This window comes from Janthinobacterium goodfellowi (assembly GCF_051380695.1).
Classification (GTDB): Bacteria; Pseudomonadota; Gammaproteobacteria; order Burkholderiales; family Burkholderiaceae_D; genus Janthinobacterium.
In genome coordinates this window covers 372,918-389,847 of the sequence record NZ_JBNYXN010000004.1, presented here as the reverse complement: position 1 = coordinate 389,847, position 16,930 = coordinate 372,918, and the positions used below count along the sequence as shown (strand labels likewise).

General features: G+C 55.1%; 12 protein-coding genes and 1 pseudogene. 6 read left to right on the top strand and 7 right to left on the bottom strand.

What is annotated here, in order from left to right:
• The first annotated feature begins 522 nt into the window (after positions 1–522).
• On the top strand, positions 523–6,018 hold the full coding sequence (locus tag ACQ4WQ_RS17685) for a PDDEXK-like endonuclease domain-containing protein (RefSeq protein ID WP_436498807.1): 5,496 nt from the start codon (positions 523–525) through the stop codon (positions 6,016–6,018).
• Positions 6,019–6,473: 455 nt separating this feature from the next.
• Here the strand turns inward: ACQ4WQ_RS17685 and ACQ4WQ_RS17680 are convergent.
• Positions 6,474–6,707, bottom strand: a pseudogene (locus ACQ4WQ_RS17680) (hypothetical protein); the annotation flags it as partial.
• Positions 6,708–6,887: 180 nt separating this feature from the next.
• Here ACQ4WQ_RS17680 and ACQ4WQ_RS17675 point away from each other — a divergent pair.
• The 4 genes from ACQ4WQ_RS17675 (at position 6,888) to qatD (ending at position 11,627) form a co-directional block, all read left to right on the top strand.
• Positions 6,888–8,723 carry a KAP family P-loop NTPase fold protein gene (locus tag ACQ4WQ_RS17675; RefSeq protein WP_436498805.1) on the top strand — a complete coding sequence of 612 codons (1,836 nt, stop codon included), beginning with the start codon at positions 6,888–6,890 and terminating at the stop codon, positions 8,721–8,723.
• 290 nt (positions 8,724–9,013) lie between these two features.
• Complete coding sequence (gene qatB, locus ACQ4WQ_RS17670; RefSeq protein WP_436498803.1) at positions 9,014–9,628, top strand: Qat anti-phage system associated protein QatB; 615 nt, start codon at positions 9,014–9,016, stop codon at positions 9,626–9,628.
• A complete protein-coding gene (gene qatC / locus ACQ4WQ_RS17665) occupies positions 9,625–10,884 on the top strand; it encodes a Qat anti-phage system QueC-like protein QatC (RefSeq protein ID WP_436498801.1) in 1,260 nt (419 codons plus the stop codon). The genes qatB and qatC overlap by 4 nt, the downstream gene beginning before the upstream one ends.
• A complete protein-coding gene (qatD, locus tag ACQ4WQ_RS17660; protein ID WP_436498799.1) occupies positions 10,881–11,627 on the top strand; it encodes a Qat anti-phage system TatD family nuclease QatD in 747 nt (248 codons plus the stop codon). The genes qatC and qatD overlap by 4 nt, the downstream gene beginning before the upstream one ends.
• Before the next feature lie 129 nt (positions 11,628–11,756).
• Here the strand turns inward: qatD and pncB are convergent, their stop codons facing one another.
• The 3 genes from pncB to ACQ4WQ_RS17645 form a co-directional block, all read right to left on the bottom strand.
• Positions 11,757–12,968 carry a nicotinate phosphoribosyltransferase gene (gene pncB, locus ACQ4WQ_RS17655; protein ID WP_436498797.1) on the bottom strand — a complete coding sequence of 404 codons (1,212 nt, stop codon included), beginning with the start codon at positions 12,966–12,968 and terminating at the stop codon, positions 11,757–11,759.
• Between the two features lie 25 nt (positions 12,969–12,993).
• Positions 12,994–13,779 (bottom strand): beta/alpha barrel domain-containing protein, encoded by a 786-nt coding sequence (locus tag ACQ4WQ_RS17650; protein WP_436498795.1) that lies wholly within the window; start codon positions 13,777–13,779, stop codon positions 12,994–12,996.
• Positions 13,780–13,857: 78 nt separating this feature from the next.
• Positions 13,858–14,721 carry a cysteine hydrolase family protein gene (locus ACQ4WQ_RS17645; protein WP_326458075.1) on the bottom strand — a complete coding sequence of 288 codons (864 nt, stop codon included), beginning with the start codon at positions 14,719–14,721 and terminating at the stop codon, positions 13,858–13,860.
• A 72-nt stretch (positions 14,722–14,793) separates the two neighbouring features.
• Between ACQ4WQ_RS17645 and ACQ4WQ_RS17640 the strand changes: the two genes are divergently transcribed.
• Positions 14,794–15,033 (top strand): TIGR02450 family Trp-rich protein, encoded by a 240-nt coding sequence (locus tag ACQ4WQ_RS17640; protein WP_436498793.1) that lies wholly within the window; start codon positions 14,794–14,796, stop codon positions 15,031–15,033.
• Here ACQ4WQ_RS17640 and ACQ4WQ_RS17635 read toward each other — a convergent pair.
• The 3 genes from ACQ4WQ_RS17635 to ACQ4WQ_RS17625 all read right to left on the bottom strand — a co-directional run bounded on the left by ACQ4WQ_RS17635 (position 15,015) and on the right by ACQ4WQ_RS17625 (position 16,834).
• Complete coding sequence (locus ACQ4WQ_RS17635; RefSeq protein WP_436498791.1) at positions 15,015–15,239, bottom strand: hypothetical protein; 225 nt, start codon at positions 15,237–15,239, stop codon at positions 15,015–15,017. The two genes, ACQ4WQ_RS17640 and ACQ4WQ_RS17635, sit on opposite strands and share 19 nt — an antisense overlap.
• Before the next feature lie 322 nt (positions 15,240–15,561).
• Positions 15,562–16,116, bottom strand: a complete 555-nt coding sequence (locus tag ACQ4WQ_RS17630; RefSeq protein ID WP_326458077.1) for a nuclear transport factor 2 family protein — start codon at positions 16,114–16,116, stop codon at positions 15,562–15,564.
• A 112-nt stretch (positions 16,117–16,228) separates the two neighbouring features.
• On the bottom strand, positions 16,229–16,834 hold the full coding sequence (locus ACQ4WQ_RS17625) for an FMN-dependent NADH-azoreductase (RefSeq protein WP_326458078.1): 606 nt from the start codon (positions 16,832–16,834) through the stop codon (positions 16,229–16,231).
• Positions 16,835–16,930 lie beyond the last annotated feature (96 nt).

Here is a 16,930-nt window from a genome sequence, read left to right as displayed (position 1 = left end):
TCCGTGGCACCCTCGGGTTGGAACCACCCTATCAATTAGACGCTACGGCCTGCCCCCTAGATGCCAGCATGTACGCGCATACGGGCAAGTCGGCCATGCTCTAGGCCCAATTCAAATGCGTACCCGCATGGGTCTTGATGACCTGAAGGAATTCCACCGGGGAAGGCAGGTATGGTTGGGTTTGGCGGGTTTCCAGATATGCTTTGTTCCCTCCAGCCCTCTAAATAACCGTTTGCCCAGCAATGCTGGATTTCGTTCGTTTTCTCCATCCTGAGCCGCTATAACGATAATGTTTCTAAGCATGGCAGAAATCAGCGTTATCGTAAATGTTTCGTAGTCAAAAGTCGGTGAGCGGACAGCAACTTGACGAGCTTAAGCTCGGCTAGTCCCACTTCAAAAGAAGCATATGCTGCGAGAAATGCAAAAAATAGCACCTGAGCAACAGCCCTGTATTAAACTGCCAGTGGCGCTCGACTACGAGATGCGAGCGCAGAGCCAGACGCAATAACCTGAAAGTTTAATATGAGTGAAGACGATTTCCACACTGAGGAGTCCATCGAGTCGGGCGTAGAAATGCCACCAACGATTTCCGGAATGCCAATCACCCAAGCACTCGAGCAACTCCGACTTCGGCTGTTGGACCTGACAGGCAGGAATCGGCTAATCAATTTCAAGCACGGACCCGGCAAGACAATCCAATTCGTTGATAGCGACTTCAATGGCGTTTTTGAACGAATTGCAGGCGAGACGGCGGCCGGGGTAAGGCTTGAGTTCATTCCAGAGCCCAGCCGCGGGGACTGGGAGACGAAAAATGGCCGGCTGGTTCGCCCGGATGCAAAGGTCTATGCCGGCCGAATCGGCAAAAGCACGGCTTATGACCTAGCAAGCGTCAAAATTGTGACGGGCGGTCGAGCCAGGTCGCCGGCCGCATTGCAGACGTTATACTACGGCGACGAATTAGGAAAGCACGGTCGTAAGCTGGCGCGCGAAGCAAAGTTGGCCATCGAAGAAACTGGCTCGAATATGCTGTACCTCGTTTTTGGGTTTTTAGAGTTTCCCGATAACCCTGGCAGCGACAAGCTCTACCAGGCTCCTCTGCTGTGCGTACCCGTGACCGTAGCTATTTCGGACGAGGGTCAGTATTCTACCTTTACGCTATTTAGTTCTGGCGAAGAGCTAACGGACAATCTCTCGTTACGTGAGAAAGTAAAGCGGGACTTTGGTCTCAACCTTCCGACCTATTTGGACGAAGAAGACGAGTCAGCTGACGCGTACCTAGCACGCGTAGCGGAGACAGTTAAAGAACTACCCGGCTGGCGGGTGCAACACCGTATCACGCTCTCGCTACTCTCGTTCGCAAACATGCTGATGGTTAAAGACATCGCGCCCGAGACTTGGGTTGACGCATCAGGAAATTCTGCTTTGCTTGACCACCCTTTGATTCGTCAGGTATTCGAGGGAAGCCATTCGTCAATCGGAGAGCCAGCATACGCCGGCGAGTACGACATTGATGCCCACCCACGCGGCGACGTACCGCTAATTTACGACGCGGATAGCTCCCAGCACAGTGCATTGATTGATGTCCTTGAAGGCAAGAATCGAGTAATTGAAGGCCCGCCTGGAACCGGCAAGTCCCAGACCATTACCAATATCGTTGCGGCCGCAATGCAAGCCGGCAAGACGGTACTTTTCGTTGCTGAAAAGTTGGCTGCCCTTGAGGTCGTTAAGTCCAGACTAGAACAGGCTGGCCTGGAAGATTTTGTGCTCGAGCTGCATAGCAATAAGACGAATAAAAAGCGCGTGCTGGAGGACTTAAAGCACCGCCTGGAAATGACTGTGCCGCGGCTCGGAGAACTACCTGCGCTGATGAGTCAGCTACAGGAAAAGAAGGACGAGCTGCGCTCCCACATGGAAATCATGCGGAACACCGACGGCAATGCGCTTGGGTTGACGCTGCATCAGGTTATGTGGAGAGCTGAGCTCAATCGCGCGCGATGCGGGGATGAGTCCATCGCGTTAGAAACTCTTGAATATTTACCTGCTGCGGTGACGACCTCAGCTGCGTTCTTGGGTATTCACGATAGTCTGAAATACACGGTTCAACAGTTTGAAGCAATCGAAAAATTCGATGAGTCGCATCCGTTCTGGGGATTTTTCCCAACAGAGCTGACGCCGCACGATGCTATTCCAATACAGCAAATACTTACGACTTATCGAGTTCGCTTCCAGGACTTCCAAAACGGTTTAGAGCGTGCGCTAAAGATATTGGGCACAGACGAAGTCCAGTTGGACAATGCTACCGCGTCAAAGCTGATTTCAGTACTGACAGATTTGGCGCCGGCGGAGCCCGAGGAAGTGGACTTCCAGCTACTTCCTTCGCTCTTTCCACCGGAAGACGAACAAGGGAGGAAGTCCGTTGCGGTCCTCAAGGAACTGGCTGCTGCTCAGGAGCTGCTATCCGCACTGGAGCGTAGCCGCGACCGTACGCTGATTCCAAACTCAGCCCCGTCCATCGAGGACCTCGCGCAAGGTGAGGAAATCCTCAGGCTTGCAACTGTCACAAAGCTTGACGAGCGAACACGTGAGCAGTTTGAACAAATGCTCGATAAGTTTCGGCCGGCAGTTGAAGCCGGTCGATTGGCGCTCCGGGATTTGGAGCGTATTGCGGCACTTTTCCGCATATCATTTGAAGGTTCTGCTGAGGACGTCAACAAGCTTCTAATAATGCGCTCGGTCTTGGAAGATGCACCTGTGGGACTGTTGCACCTTCGAAGCGAGTACCTTATGCATCCGACATCGCTCGAAACACTCAAGCGCATGGCTGAGGAGCTCAAATCCATTCAATCATCATTCGGCAAGCTTGAAGAGTCTCTCTACATGGACTCGATACCTTCCGAAGGCGAACTGACAGAGGCAATCGCGACACTGCGTGAAGGCAGCGCTTGGTATCGAATATTCCAAGGTGGTTGGCGGAAGGCTATAAGCTTGCACAAGCGACTTGCACGCAACAAAACCATCAAGCTCTCCTCCGACCAGAGGCTTGCTGAACTTGAGTCTATTCGGAAATATGCGAAGCGACACCAGGCTTGGAAAAATGATGAGAAGCTCAAAAGCGTTGCCGGTGCCGCCTTCGATGGCGAAGCAACTCCGTTCCAAGACCTAATCTCTGTCGCTACTTGGTTGGTAAAATCTAGCGAGAAATTTGCGGACAGCCGCATAACCGACGCGTCCCTTGACCTTCTTAGAATCGCACGCCCCGATATAGTCGAATTGACCAACGCGACGAGCAATCTTCACGCAGCACTCACCGCGTTGAATTCGTTGGCGGCATTGGCAGCATCGACACATTCGGCAGCGCCCGAGGTTTGCGCCCGCATCGACCTTGCCAATTGGGATGAACGACTGTGCGAGTATCATGAATTCGCTGAGATGTTTGATTCAGCGATTGCGTTTATGACGAAATGGGTCAGGCCAAATGCTACGCTCAGGGATGGCGTCGTCGCAATCGCAGATGCTTCGAAAGTTCCCGAAGTCGAGCGCTCTCTTGCGTTCCACACGCGGGGACGAGAAATTTTCGGCACATCCTATCGAGGCCGAGACACTAACTTAGCGACTGCCTTCGCTGCCCATACCTACGGGACACTTCTGCTCGCAGCACGCCTACCTGTTTCAATCGAGCAGTTACTGCTATCGGCCAACTCCGTCGCAAACTATGCTGCGATTGAAGAGTCAATCATCGCAATCAATAAGGGTTGGCAGGACCTGGTCGAGTTCGAACAATCCTTGAGAGAATTTGGTGAGGTAAACACTACGCAATGGGCTGGCAGCGACGCAGATGACATCACCGAGTTCGCGAGCGGCCTTTTCGAACGTACGGCATCGGCTGTGCAGAATTATTCAAGCCTGCTCCCCTGGGCGCAGTACGTGCAGGCGCGCAAGGCATGCCAACACGCCGGCCTGATGGACTATCTCTCCCTAGTTGAGACGGGTAGGCTCTCTGCAAAGCGATTAACGAGTGGCTTTGCTTTCCGTTTTTACGCATCGATAGCTGAACAGCTCTTCCGTCAGAACAAGGACCTGCGAACATTCAGTGGAACGCGCCATTCATCGGTACGCAAAGACTTCGTTTCGCTGGACCGCGAGGTCATCAAAATGCGTGGTGCGCAGGTGGCGCGTGATTGCATGCGGGCTAGCACGCCACCACAAGGTACCTCCGGAGTCCGGGTTGATGACAAGACCGAACTGAGGCTTCTCGAGCATCTGATTCCGCAACAGCGGCCCCGCGTGCCGTTAAGGAAACTACTGAGCCGCTCGGGCAGAGCTATTCAGTCGTTAAAGCCCTGCTTCATGATGGGACCACAGGCAGTGGCTCAATTCCTTCAGCCGGGTCGACTGCACTTTGACATCGTTATCATGGACGAAGCGTCGCAATTGAAACCGGAACAAGCCCTGGGTGCGATTGCACGTGGCTCGCAACTTGTCGTCGTAGGGGACCCGAAACAGCTTCCTCCAACGTCATTCTTCGCACGTATGGCTGCGCCAGATGATGATGGCGATAGCGGTAAGGGTGCAGCCGCAGTAGATGCGGAAAGCATACTCGACGTTTGCATCAGCCACTTTCACCCGGTTCGCACCCTACGTTGGCACTACCGCTCCCAGCACGAGTCGCTCATAGCGTTTTCGAACCAGAACTTTTACCGCGGCAACTTAGTCGTCTTCCCGTCTCCATTCGGAAAAAGCAAAGAGCTTGGACTGCGTTACCACTACGTGAAGAACGGGATATACGAAGGCCAGATGAATGTAATAGAAGCGCGCCAAGTCGTCGAAGCTGTCGCCTCTCACATTCAGACCCGACCAGGCATTTCGCTCGGCGTAGTGACCCTGAATGTGAAGCAACGGGAACTCATTTCAGAGATGCTTGAAGAACGCCTGAAAACAGTGAGCGGTGCTGACGATTTCAAGATGCATTGGAAATCGCATGGCATGGAACTGTTCGTGAAAAATCTCGAGAACGTTCAGGGTGATGAGCGTGACTGCATCATAATTTCCACCACTTTTGGCCGCCCAGCGACTGCGGGCGTGGTTCGACAGAATTTCGGTCCTATTAGTAGGGGCGGAGGATGGCGCAGGCTTAACGTGCTTTTCACTCGTGCGAAAAAATCGGTCGTAGTTTTTAGCTCAATGCGCCCTGAAGACATCGTAGTCGATAAAAGCACTCCCGAAGGTACGAAGGCTTTACGTAACTATCTTCTCTTCGCACGGGATAACGTGCTCACACAGAATGAAGAAACAGACCTGCCTCCAGATAGCGATTTTGAGGTGGCAATACTCGATTTGTTGAAAGGTAAAGGCTACGAAGTAGTTCCTCAGTTGGGTGTCGCCGGCTTTAGAATCGACATCGCTGTGCGGCATCCAGACTACAAGTCCGTCTTCCTGGCGGCCATCGAATGTGACGGCGCTAGCTATCACTCCGGTGTAACCGTACGCGACCGAGACCGGATTCGACAAGAAATTCTCGAGGGATTGGGATGGCGTGGTCGCATCTGGCGTATTTGGTCGACAGACTGGTTCCGTAATCCACAATTGGAAGCCGAGCGCCTCTTTAGCTTCCTTGAGGAACTTCGCTCCGTTCCACTTCCCGTCGGCGAGAGCTACGATGAAGTAGAAGAAGACTATGAAGAGGCTGGGTCGCAAGTATTGGATGTGGCACCAACGACTAGTTTAGAAGTCTCCCAGATGGTTCTCGAAACTGCCGATGACGAAATTGAAGTGCGTGTGGGCGACCTCGTAACGTACTTCAATATCGAGAGCCCAGAGATGCATCTTTCAGTCCAGATAACGACCTTGCTGACAGACTTGAATCAAGGTTTGATAGGGGAAGGAACGCCTTTGGCTCAAGTTTTGCTGGGCTCCACTGAAGGGGACGAAGTCGTTCTCCGAGTTCCAGGAAAATCTGCGGCGACCTTACGCATTCACAAAGTCTACCGCAAGGAGTTAGCGCAGCCGGAGATAGCATAGCAGTGGCTGTTGCGCATACACATTGCCAGCTTGAGCGGGTGACTTTTGTCCTCGCCATAAGCTGGCAACCACGCAATTATGGCAGGAAGACAAGGCCCAGGCGATGAAGATTCGCGACCGGAAGCAGTAGTGAACTCCTTAGAATGCTAAGTTGCAATCACCATTCAACTTTTCGATGAAATATGCTTGTTAATACCTCTTTTTATTGCGCTACCTCGATATTGCACTAGGACCTACTTGTTTCACCACTTTTGGCGAGAACGTTCAGCTCAAAAAAGTTCGCGCTGCTGGACAACAGGTATCTTCGGTGCCGGCTCTCCACACATCAGGTCGGCCGGATACGGCTGAAGATATGTCCTCGCGCGTTCTGGGTCTTTGCAACCAAGCCACTCGTCGTAATCGCGAGTTGGGACAATGACTAACGAACGCTTTTCCTCGCCGGGTCGATGGAACCTGTCGGCCAGCTCCGCCCACTTCTCAGCGATGGATGAGTTTGGGTCGAAGCCGCATGAGACCAGGCGCTCTTGAAGGTCCGATTTCCCACCCCAACCGTGGGAGGCCTTCGCGACCTTATCGACGACCGAGAGGTCAACGCCCAAGGCCTTTCCGACATCGCGTAGTACGCTGCGCGGTCGATACGAAATGACTACGGCTGTAAGGGCCGCACGCATCCGACCGTATTTCTTGTAGCCCATCGTGGCGCTGGGTAAGTAAAGTTGTCTACCGATAACCCTACGTTGATGTTATGGTAATGGCTTTATTGCCTTTTAGACTAATTCCTGTGGCCGGCAGAGTAAGTCTTATTGAACGGCAGTTAGTCCATCAAATTGGCAAAGGCCATAACCTTAATTTGTACAAGGGAATTGTGAATGTGGCATGACAACGAAACTAGTGTTGACTACGTAAACTTTCGAATCGTCGCCAAGGCCTGCGCGGAGCTCATCCGCAACGCTGGTGATGAGCCTGTCTCAATAGGTATCTCTGGCGGATGGGGGGTCGGAAAATCGTCATTGGTCCGCATGATTGAAACGGAGTTCGAAGCTGACCGAGCAAAGTACGTTGTCGTGACCTTTAACCCGTGGCTCTACCAGGGTTTTGAGGACGCCAAGACGGCCCTACTCCAGATTGTAGGGGACGCCGTGCTGAAGCAGGCAAAGTCTTCTGAGACGTTACAAAAGAAAGCTGAAGGGTTCCTCAAACGCATCAACCTGCTGCGGCTTGCTCAACTCGGTGGCGAAGTGGCAGCGACCTTAATAACTGGGGTCCCAGTTGGCTTGATAGGTAAATCCATATCTGCCCTCGTCAATGCTGTCGGAAACGAGTCCGTCGCTGAAGGACTCTCAGCAGGGAAGGAACTTCCAGCATCAGCAAAAGGTTTACTTAACGACGCCAAGCCTGTGTCTCTGCCTCACGAAATTCAAGCGCTGCGGACGTCGCTCGAAGAACTGCTCAAAGAACTGGACATCACGCTCATTGTCTTTGTCGACGACTTGGACCGCTGCCTACCTACGACGACCATCGCGACGCTTGAGGCAATCCGTTTGCTGCTATTCCTCCGCCGCAGCGCCTTCGTTCTCGCCGCTGACGACACATTCGTACGCGGAGCCGTCCGTGTCCACTTTGCCGGCACTGGGATTAGCGATGACATGGCAACAAGTTACTTTGATAAGCTCATCCAAATTCCACTACGGGTGCCTCGCCTCGGTGCCAACGAGACGAAGGCGTACATCGCTCTGCTGTTTCTGGAACGTGCGCGTCGTGAAGGGAAACTGCACGTCGACGCTTTCAACCAAGCAAAGCAGCTCGTTGAAGAACGGTTACGCGAAACATGGAAAAATAAAAATGTTGACCTAGTCTTTCTCGAAAGCCTCGCCCCGAGCGGCAACGCTGAGCTAACCGCCCTGATGGGCCTGTCTGAACGTCTTGCGCCGTTGTTACTGAGTTCAGGTGCTGTGCAGTCAAATCCCCGCCTCATCAAGCGGTTCCTCAACACTATCTTCTTACGTAAAGCACTCGCAACGCCGCAGGGCATCGACGTCGACGTCTCTGTGTTAGCCAAATGGCACCTGCTTGAGCGATGCGAGGGTGAGCTGGCCGACGCTATCGGCGAAATGGTATCGTCCGTAAACGATGGCCAAGTTGCGCTTTTGAAAAAAGCTGAAGACGAAGCCAAGAATGCAGAAAGCCGTCTGCCGCCGCCATTCGGAGACAAAGCATTTGTCAGAGAGTGGCTACAACTTGCACCACCCTTGGGTGATTACGACTTGCGCGGGCTACTCCACCTCAGCCGCGACAGCACTGTACGAGATTACGGGAGCGACGACCTTAGTGCGGAAGGCAAACTACTCCGAGACAGTCTCGTCGCAGCTCGCGCCCAGAGCGAAGCCTTGGACGATAAAATCCGTACTGCTGGAGAGCGGCAAGCGGCGCTGGCGATGTCCCGAGCATGGGAACAGAAGCGACCAAGCCGTAAATGGCAGAAGGCCGAGGAGCTGTTCATCCTTACCGAAGTATGTCGCATCTTCCCTTCCGCCGGCCCTCGCGCAGCCGCGCTCTTAGCGGAAGCACCGACTGCACAGCTGACGCCAGGCTTGGTGTTTCACCTTAAATCGTCCAGTTGGGCTACTGAGTCTCTAAGTAAATGGTTAGCGGACTCGAATACCCCACCGAACATTAAGAAGGTCATCCAACAGGAGCAGAACTAATGGGTACATCTACCTCCAGCGCGGGGGCTGGCGCCGGCAGTCCGTTTGACCCACCTTGGCTTGACGGGGCAGGAGAGGGAGTTGATGATAGTCACTCTGACACCGAGCTTCCACCATCAGGGGATGGGGATGAAGTCGGCGACGCCGGCAGTGAAGACGGTGCCGGCAGTGATTCGGCAGACTCCTCCACGGATGACGCCGCTGCGCCGCGTGCTGCCGACTCGGACTCTGGTAGCGATACGGCTCCCAGCGGCAGGTACAAGGAAGCACGAACGCACATGGGTCGGTTTATGCGTTCTGGCGACGGCCGCGACGCCGCGCGTGCTATGGGAAGCTTTGTAAGAAAAGGTCTTGGCGGCCCCGCGAAAGCGGTAAGTCGGATGCGAATGAGTTCGCGAGCTGCAGCTGCACTGGGAGGGTTCTTCACTCAAGTACGCGAAGGAACCGACCCTACAATCAATGATTGGGTCAATTCTGCTCGTGCTCGCGGACTATCGGCCCAAGACGCTGCGCTCGAGGTTATCAACCAGATTATTCCAGCCGGCGGGAGCGTTGACGAAGAATCGGCCAAACATGCAATGAATCAGGCGATTATCCATCTTTATGAAGTCGACCCAACTACCGATATCTTTGCCCTCACAAATGAGCAAATCTCAGCACTAATGGGGTACACCCTCGCCTTTGACGTGTATAACCGAGTACAACTGGAACTAGGACGGGTTTTTGAGAAACTCAAATTCTCAGCAGAGGTTGTGCAAGACAGGCTCGCCCAAGTCCAAGACTACATCCTCGTCGTCGTAAGAGATGCAATGAAAAAGGTGCGCACCTCTCGCAAGCCGCGCTCTGTCCGTGATATCTCGGCCTCAGCCCTCCGTAACGCTCTTGATATCTTCGGTGCTCAATGAAAGTCCTCTGCTCCTCGCTTACAATATTGCCAGCCTCAATTCCCGAAGGCGTCAAGGCGTTCACTTTTTTCGAACGCAGTAAGAACCCCAATGTTGGCGGTATCGGTAACGGATGGATACGTCAACTAGAGGCTGCAGGCTTTGCGCCTTCCGTCTCAACTTGGGACTTTGTGTTGTTTGCGTTTGCCGTTTGTGCAGCCGACTTTGCCGTCATACGCAAGGACTCGGCCGATGGCTGGACGCGTCAAATAGAACTGAAAATAACGCTTAACGACCCCACAGCCTGGAACCACGAGGCCGCGCGTCTTGAGGAGATGTTGAAGACCTTAACCGGCGATTATTGGACGCTCAGCTTTACTAACGGTGGCCCACCTCCCCCAGCAGGCAAGCGCGTACTTTGTGACCGCGACTGTGTTGCTCTTCTATCTGGCGGCTTGGACAGCCTAGTAGGTGGCATCGACGCGAAAACTCAAGGTAAGAGCCCTATCTTCGTCTCCCAGCTCGCTCATGAGGATTCAGAGCGACAACGGAACTACGCGGCTATGCTAGGAGGTGGCACTTGGCATCAGCAGTGGAGCCATAAGATTGACTTCAAAGGACGTCGTGAGCCATCGACCCGCGGCCGGTCAATGGCGTTTTATGGCTTAGCCGTACTTTCAGCTTCCTTGCTTACGGTCAAAAAGCCAGAAATTATTGTCCCGGAAAACGGATTCATCAGCGTCAATCCGCCGTTGCTACCGGGAAGAATGGCGAGCTTGAGCACCAGAACAACACATCCACTGTTCATGCAGCAACTGCAGGAAGTGCTTCCATTAATTGGAGTGGATGTGCGCCTGGTCATGCCCTATCAGTTCAAGACGAAAGGCGAAATGCTGGCAGAATGCGCAGACCAAAAAATTTTGAAGCAGTATGCATCTGACACCACCAGTTGTGGGCGCTTCAGGACTTACAACCGTACTCACTGCGGCCGCTGCGTCCCTTGCATGGTCAGGAAAGCTGCGTTTCTACGATGGGACCCTGCGTCTGATAAAACGACGTATCGCTTCACCAACGTAGCAAGTGCCGGCAAATCGAGCGCTGATGACCCAATGGCCGTCGCAGTAGCGGTTCTCGCCGCACGGCGCGGCGGACTGGACAAGCTACTTGGCGCAACGCTGTCGTTCGCATCCTCAACTGAGCGTCCTAACTATCGACGAATGCTTGAAAGTGGATTGGGTGAGCTGGCCACGCTTCTCACAAGAGACGGCTTGCTATGATGGACTTCCATTGCCACTTGGACTTATATCCAGACGCCCGAAGTGTGTACGCAAAGGCTCAGCAACAGATGGATTTTGTCTGGCTGGTTACAACGAGTCCTCGTGCTTACGTGGCAACGTCAAAGGTCCTGCCCCAGACAAAATCAATTACTGTATCCCCCGGCCTACACCCTGAGGTAGCGGACCAGAAGGCTGCTGAGCTTGAACTGTTGCTTGTCCAAATAGCCGACTCACCGGCAGTAGGTGAAGTTGGCCTCGACGGCTCTGCCAGATACCGACACAGCTTCGACCTGCAAAAGCGAATCTTTACTGCAATTGTAGAGCGCTCGGCGTCGCTCGGCGGTCGAGTACTTAGTATTCATTCGCGAGCCGCCGCAAAAGAGGTTCTTGACACTCTTGAGCAATTCCCTGGGTTTGGTACGGCTGTGCTGCACTGGTTTACCGACTCGGTAATGCTACTTCGCCGGGCAGACAATCTAGGTTGCTGGTTTAGCGTTGGACCTGCAATGCTCAATACTGCGAACGGTCGTAAAATTGCGGCCGCCATTCCTAGAGACCGTATCGTGGCAGAGAGTGACGGTCCGTTCGCGAAGACCGACGGAAAGACGGTTATGCCTTGGGAAGCATCTAATATCTCGAGCGCGATGGCAGGCATTTGGGGAATGCAGACCTCGACTGCCAGTGATATCCTCATTAATAATGGCCGAGAGTTGCTTTCGAAAATCCAAAAGCTACAACGTTAAACTAGCGCGAACGTAAGCAATGGATGTACAAAACTGGCTGGCCTGAAGCCTTCCGTTAGCCATTCGAGGCCCATCCTTGGCCAGGTAGACCGCGCCATTACGCAGGACACCTAGACCAGCGGAACCGGGTCAAGCCGGCTTATCGAAAATCTGGCGAAGGTAAGCAACGAACGTCGGGTCGCTGCAACTAGTCTTCTCCGGATTGTCAGATATTTTGCAGACTGGCTGACCATTGCAACCCACTAGCTTCATCACAATACTGAGAGCAGGAACTCCCATATCGTTTGTCAGGTTCGTTCCAATACCAAAGCCCGTCATCGTCCTGTCGACAAAGTGGTCGTATAGTTCGAATGCCCTGTCTACGTCCAGACCGTCGGAGAACACAAGTCGTTTTGTGTTTGCGTCGATTTTCAGCTTCGCATAGTGCGCTAGAGCCTTCTCACCCCAGGCCACAGGGTCACCACTGTCGTGACGAAGAGAGTCAAACAGTTTCGCAAAATATAGGTCGAAGTCGCTCAAAAACGCATCCATACCAATCATGTCCGTCAAAGCCGTGCCAAGGTCACCGCGGTACTCGTCAACCCAAGCCTGAAGCGCGGCCCTTTGGAAGTTGCGAAGCCTAACGGTCTCCTGCGCCTGGAACAGACCGAACCATTCGTGCGCATGCGTCCCAATCGGGACGAGATTGTATTTGCGTGCAAGGTGAACGTTGGAAGTCCCCTTGAAATGTTCGGGTAGCTCGTGTGCAAGCGTCGCTACAACCACATCTTGCATTTTGGCCGAGAACCTACGACGCAAACCAAAATCAAAGAACTCGAATGGGTGCGGGCGATTAGTCGCTAGTTCCTTCACGCGCTTCTTGATGAGGTCAACCTTACGAAGCAGGCGTGTTACGCCCTCCTCCATCAACTGCGCGTTGTCGAACCGGCGGAAGTAAATCTCATTAACTATCTGCAGAACGAATATCTCGAAGGGCATCGTGTGCACCATCGGGCCAACAACATGTACCCGAAGATGCTCGCCTTCCGTACTAACAGTAATAAACTTGCGCTGTAAATGGAACAGAGAAAGGAAGTCAACGAAGTCAGGCTTGATGAAGCGGAGACCGCGCAAGTAGTCCAACTCATCCTCACCAAAGCGAAGCGTACAGAGGTGGTCCAATTGGAAGTTAAGCTCATCGGCAAGCTCCGACAACGGGTACTGAGGCTTGTTACGACAGGTGAACTCATACTCCGCATGTGCAGCAGGATGGCTGTGCAATAGCGCCTGCCACATCGTAAATTTGTAAAGGTCGTTCTCAAGTAAAGACGAAACAACAGGAACAAAGGTAGGACTGTTCATGAACAAAACTTTCTTTTAGGTGTGGTTAGTGCAAATGAACAGTCGTCTCGACAGCACGCATAACAGTGCGCATACCCCTTGGCACTTCAACGTTTTTCGCCCGTAACCGCGTTTTTGGTGAACAGTTCCATCTTTGATAAAAGTATTCATGCGCCATGGTGCCGATCGGCACGATGCCAAGCTTTTTCGCCAGGTAGACATTCGACGTGCCCTTGAAATATTCGGGCACTTCGCGCGCCAGCCGTTGCACCACCTCGTCATGCCAGGCGCCGGAAAAACGCCGGCGCACGCCGAAGTCGGAAAATTCAAATGGATGCTTGCGCCGTGGCAGCTTGCCGAATTCCTTGACGGCCGCCACTTTCAAGCCCAGGCGGTGACGCCCTTCGCGCATGGCCGCATCGAGGTCGAAACGGCGGAAATACAGTTCGTTGATAATGTACAGCACGAAAATCTCGAAACCCATCACGTGCACCTGCGGCCCGGCCGCATGCACGACCAGGGTGTCGCCGTCCGTGCTGACGTCGATGAACTTGCGCTGGAAGCGGAACACCGTCAAAAAATCGACGAAATCGCTCTTCATGAAGCGCAAGGTGCGCAAATAGGCCAGCTCGTCGTCGGCAAACGACATCGAGCACAGGTGGTCGAGCTGTTCTTCCAGCTCGCCCTTCAGTTCGGCCAGGGGAAAGGCGGTGGCGTTGCGGCAGACAAATTCGTATTCGGTATGGGTATTCGGATGACCGTGCAGCAAGGCTTGCCACATTGTAAATTTATACAGATCGGTTTCCAGCAAACTGCGCACTATCGGGGTCATGTGTGTTTTCTCCAACTTCCTGAAGCCAGAATAGTACGCCACCGCAAGCATTTCAGCAGGGTTCGCTTGCAGAAAGCATCAATCGCCTGCGTTGGCCAGCAATTCAGGCACGACCTCGGTGGACGTGGCCAGCCGCGCGCCGCGCTCATGCATGGCGGCAAGGAAGTCGCGCTGCTGCGCCGCAAAGCCCGTGACGGGACTCATGCAGTCGGTCAGCAAGACCAGGCGCGACAGGGCCGCCTTGCCTTGCTGCGCTTCAAGGTAATCGGCGATGTGCTCGGTGCTGGCCTTCACGCAATGACTGCCCGCCTCGCCGGTGACATAAATCTGCTGCGCCGGCAGCAAGGTGTCGAGGAAAGCACGGTTGAGCTGGGTGGCCGCATCCTGCGCATCGGGCACTTCCGCCATGACGGCCGAGTAATGCTCGGTCCACGGATTGGAACCCTTGCTCAGCTTGGCCACCACTTGCAAGTTGGCCACTTCCCAGGCGTTGTAGGCGGCGCGCACGGCCGCGTGGATATTCTGGCCCCAGCTGCCGATCTCGCAATGCACGGGCCACACCATCAGCTGGTAGCGTCCCGCCTGCTGCAAGGCGTCGAGGTAGGCCAGCGCGCGCGGCAAGGCGCCGCTGGCGGCGGGCAGGAACAGGCGGTCGCGCACTTGCCGGGCGCTGATCTGCGTAAATGGGGCGACGGGACCGCCCTCGCCCGTGCGCCAGAAGGCGGGGTGGGCGATGTCGTAGCGGTGGTGGGCGTCGAGCGTCACGCTGATCTGCGTCAAACCGCCGCCCCCTTCACGGATCAGCTGCGCCACGCGCAGCATGTCGGCGTGGGCGCCGGGCACGGCCAAGGCCGGTGCCGCATCGGGCGGCAGCCAGGTAGCGGGCAAGTCGCAAAAATCGTTTTGCGGGTCGATGACGAGCAGGTGCAGCTGGCGTTTCATGGCGATCCTCGTGCGTGGCAGGAAGTTGCATGATAATGGCAACATCGCCATCACGCCAATCCGGAGACCGCCATGCACCTTGTCAATCGCAATAACTTGCGCCCGAACAAGTTACTCAACAGCAAATGGACCGCCGTCGCGCCCGTCAACAAGGAAAAACATTTTCTCGTCATCAAGCTGTGCGCCCCTGCCACGCCGGATGAACCGGCCACGCACGTGGAACTGGAAGCCGTGCATTCGGGCCGCGTGCACATCCTGCCCTGGCGCGCGCTGCGGGATGCGGCGCAGTGGCATCAGGGGTGGAAGACATAGCGGCGCTGGCGCCGCTCGACCAGTTTGACGGCCGCCTCGCCCGCTTCCGCCACGGCCTCCGCTTCCGTCGTAAACTGGTGGTCGGCCGACACCCGGCGCTTTTTCACCAGATTCACCCGGTGCATGGGGTTGGGCGAAGGGGCATAGATGGCGACGTAGGCGCCCCATAGCTTGCAGCCCCGCAAGCGCTCTGCCGTGTAATTCACCTCATAAAAATCAACATACTTTATCGGCACGATGTGCGCTCCAAAAATGACATGGCCGGACAGCTTGTCTCTACGGACTGACGCGGTAAAAGGGGGAAAACCATGCGCTCGCGATTGCTCAGGATACTCACTTACTTATCTGCTTTTTATTACGCGGCACAGGGAAAAACTTGAACGCTTGCCTGATCGCCAGGCATGGCGGCACGTCCACTGAAAGTATAGACGATGCAAAAAAATTGTTGATCGGAAACCCCGTACTGAACGCAGGGGGTACGGTGGAAATCCGCGCGCTGCCGCGCGGCTGACGCGGCATGGCTGGCGGCTATTTTCCTGCCTCGGCGGCGGGATGCATGGACCAGACGACGCTGAGGATTTTCCATTCGCCGTCGCGCTTGACCATCTGCCACGCTTCCACGCCATAGTTCGACAATTTGCCGCCGACGAGGAATTCGTAGTCGAAGTTGACCCACGCCACATGGCGGTCCTGGGTGATCTTGACGTTGTAGAATTTTTCTTCCGTGCGCTGCGGTTCGCGCTTGATGAAGTTGGCGAAACCGGCATAGCCGGCCGCCGCGACGCCGTCGAAATGGACGTCCGTCGTGTCGCGCATTGTTTTGATGAAAGTGTCGTCGGCTGGCGAGGCGAACAGGATGTTGGTGTGCAGCATCAGCGACGACAGCAGCTTGACATCCTTGGCGATCAGGGCCGCCTGGAAGTCGGCGACGACTTGCTCGATGGCGCGGAGATCTTCGGGCGTGGAGGCGTGGCGGCCCACGTGGGGCGGCGCAGGCGGTGCGGCGGGCGCGGTCTGCGCCAGCGCCATGCCTGCCGAAAACAGGGAACAGCCAAACAGTATTGCGCTTGCCAACTTGTGCATGGGGGACTTTCATGGCGAACGGCTCGCCGGCCTGACACGGGGCGTGCCGCCGGCAAGCTTATGTCAACCATGGCAGATTGGCAATCCCTCTTTGGAACTAGTAGCGGCAAACTCAGGCAGCCAGGGCCTCGATCGACGCGCGGCCCTTGGCGATCGCGCTGGCGACGGCATCCTCGCCCATGGCCACGCCTTCCGCTTGCACGAACTCGATGTCGGTGATGCCGATGAAGCCCAGCGCCGTGCGCAGATAGGTGCTCAGGTAGTCATACGCGGCGCCCGGGCCTTCGCTGTAGACGCCGCCGCTGGCCGTAAAAATATATGCTTTCTTGCCCGTGGCCAGGCCGACGGGGCCCGTCGCCGTGTACTGGAAAGTGCGGCCCGCGCGCGCCACGTGGTCGATCCACGCCTTCAGGGTCGATGGCACGGAAAAATTGTACATGGGCGCGGCCAGCACCAGCACGTCGGCGGCCAGCAATTCATCGACCAGGGTATCGGACAACTGCACCGCCGCTGCCGCCTGCGCGCTGCGCTGCTCGGCCGGCGTGAAGAAGGCGCCCATCACCTCTTCCGTCAGGTGCGGCACCGGTTGCGCGGACAGGTCGCGCTCGACGACGCTGGCGCCTTGCGCGGCCAGTTTCGCGACGAATTCGCCCGACAATTGACGCGACAGGGAACCGCTGTTGCGCACGCTGCTATTGATGTACAAGACCTTGCTCATGAAGTACTCCTGGGAAAACGGGTGACGGGATGGGCCGTATCGCAGCCCTTGCATACAGCATAGTTCAGGTCTACCATCGAGAAAACCATGTAAATA

Bases quoted from the DNA above. Each gene is read 5' to 3' on its own strand.
- qatD (WP_436498799.1), top strand. From the start codon at position 10,881: ATGATGGACTTCCATTGCCACTTGGACTTATATCCAGACGCCCGAAGT.
- ACQ4WQ_RS17650 (WP_436498795.1), bottom strand. From the start codon at position 13,779: ATGACCCCGATAGTGCGCAGTTTGCTGGAAACCGATCTGTATAAATTT.
- ACQ4WQ_RS17640 (WP_436498793.1), top strand. From the start codon at position 14,794: ATGCACCTTGTCAATCGCAATAACTTGCGCCCGAACAAGTTACTCAAC.
- ACQ4WQ_RS17630 (WP_326458077.1), bottom strand. From the start codon at position 16,116: ATGCACAAGTTGGCAAGCGCAATACTGTTTGGCTGTTCCCTGTTTTCG.
- ACQ4WQ_RS17625 (WP_326458078.1), bottom strand. From the start codon at position 16,834: ATGAGCAAGGTCTTGTACATCAATAGCAGCGTGCGCAACAGCGGTTCC.
- pncB (WP_436498797.1), bottom strand. From the start codon at position 12,968: ATGAACAGTCCTACCTTTGTTCCTGTTGTTTCGTCTTTACTTGAGAAC.
- ACQ4WQ_RS17645 (WP_326458075.1), bottom strand. From the start codon at position 14,721: ATGAAACGCCAGCTGCACCTGCTCGTCATCGACCCGCAAAACGATTTT.
- ACQ4WQ_RS17685 (WP_436498807.1), top strand. From the start codon at position 523: ATGAGTGAAGACGATTTCCACACTGAGGAGTCCATCGAGTCGGGCGTA.
- qatC (WP_436498801.1), top strand. From the start codon at position 9,625: ATGAAAGTCCTCTGCTCCTCGCTTACAATATTGCCAGCCTCAATTCCC.
- ACQ4WQ_RS17675 (WP_436498805.1), top strand. From the start codon at position 6,888: ATGTGGCATGACAACGAAACTAGTGTTGACTACGTAAACTTTCGAATC.
- qatB (WP_436498803.1), top strand. From the start codon at position 9,014: ATGCGTTCTGGCGACGGCCGCGACGCCGCGCGTGCTATGGGAAGCTTT.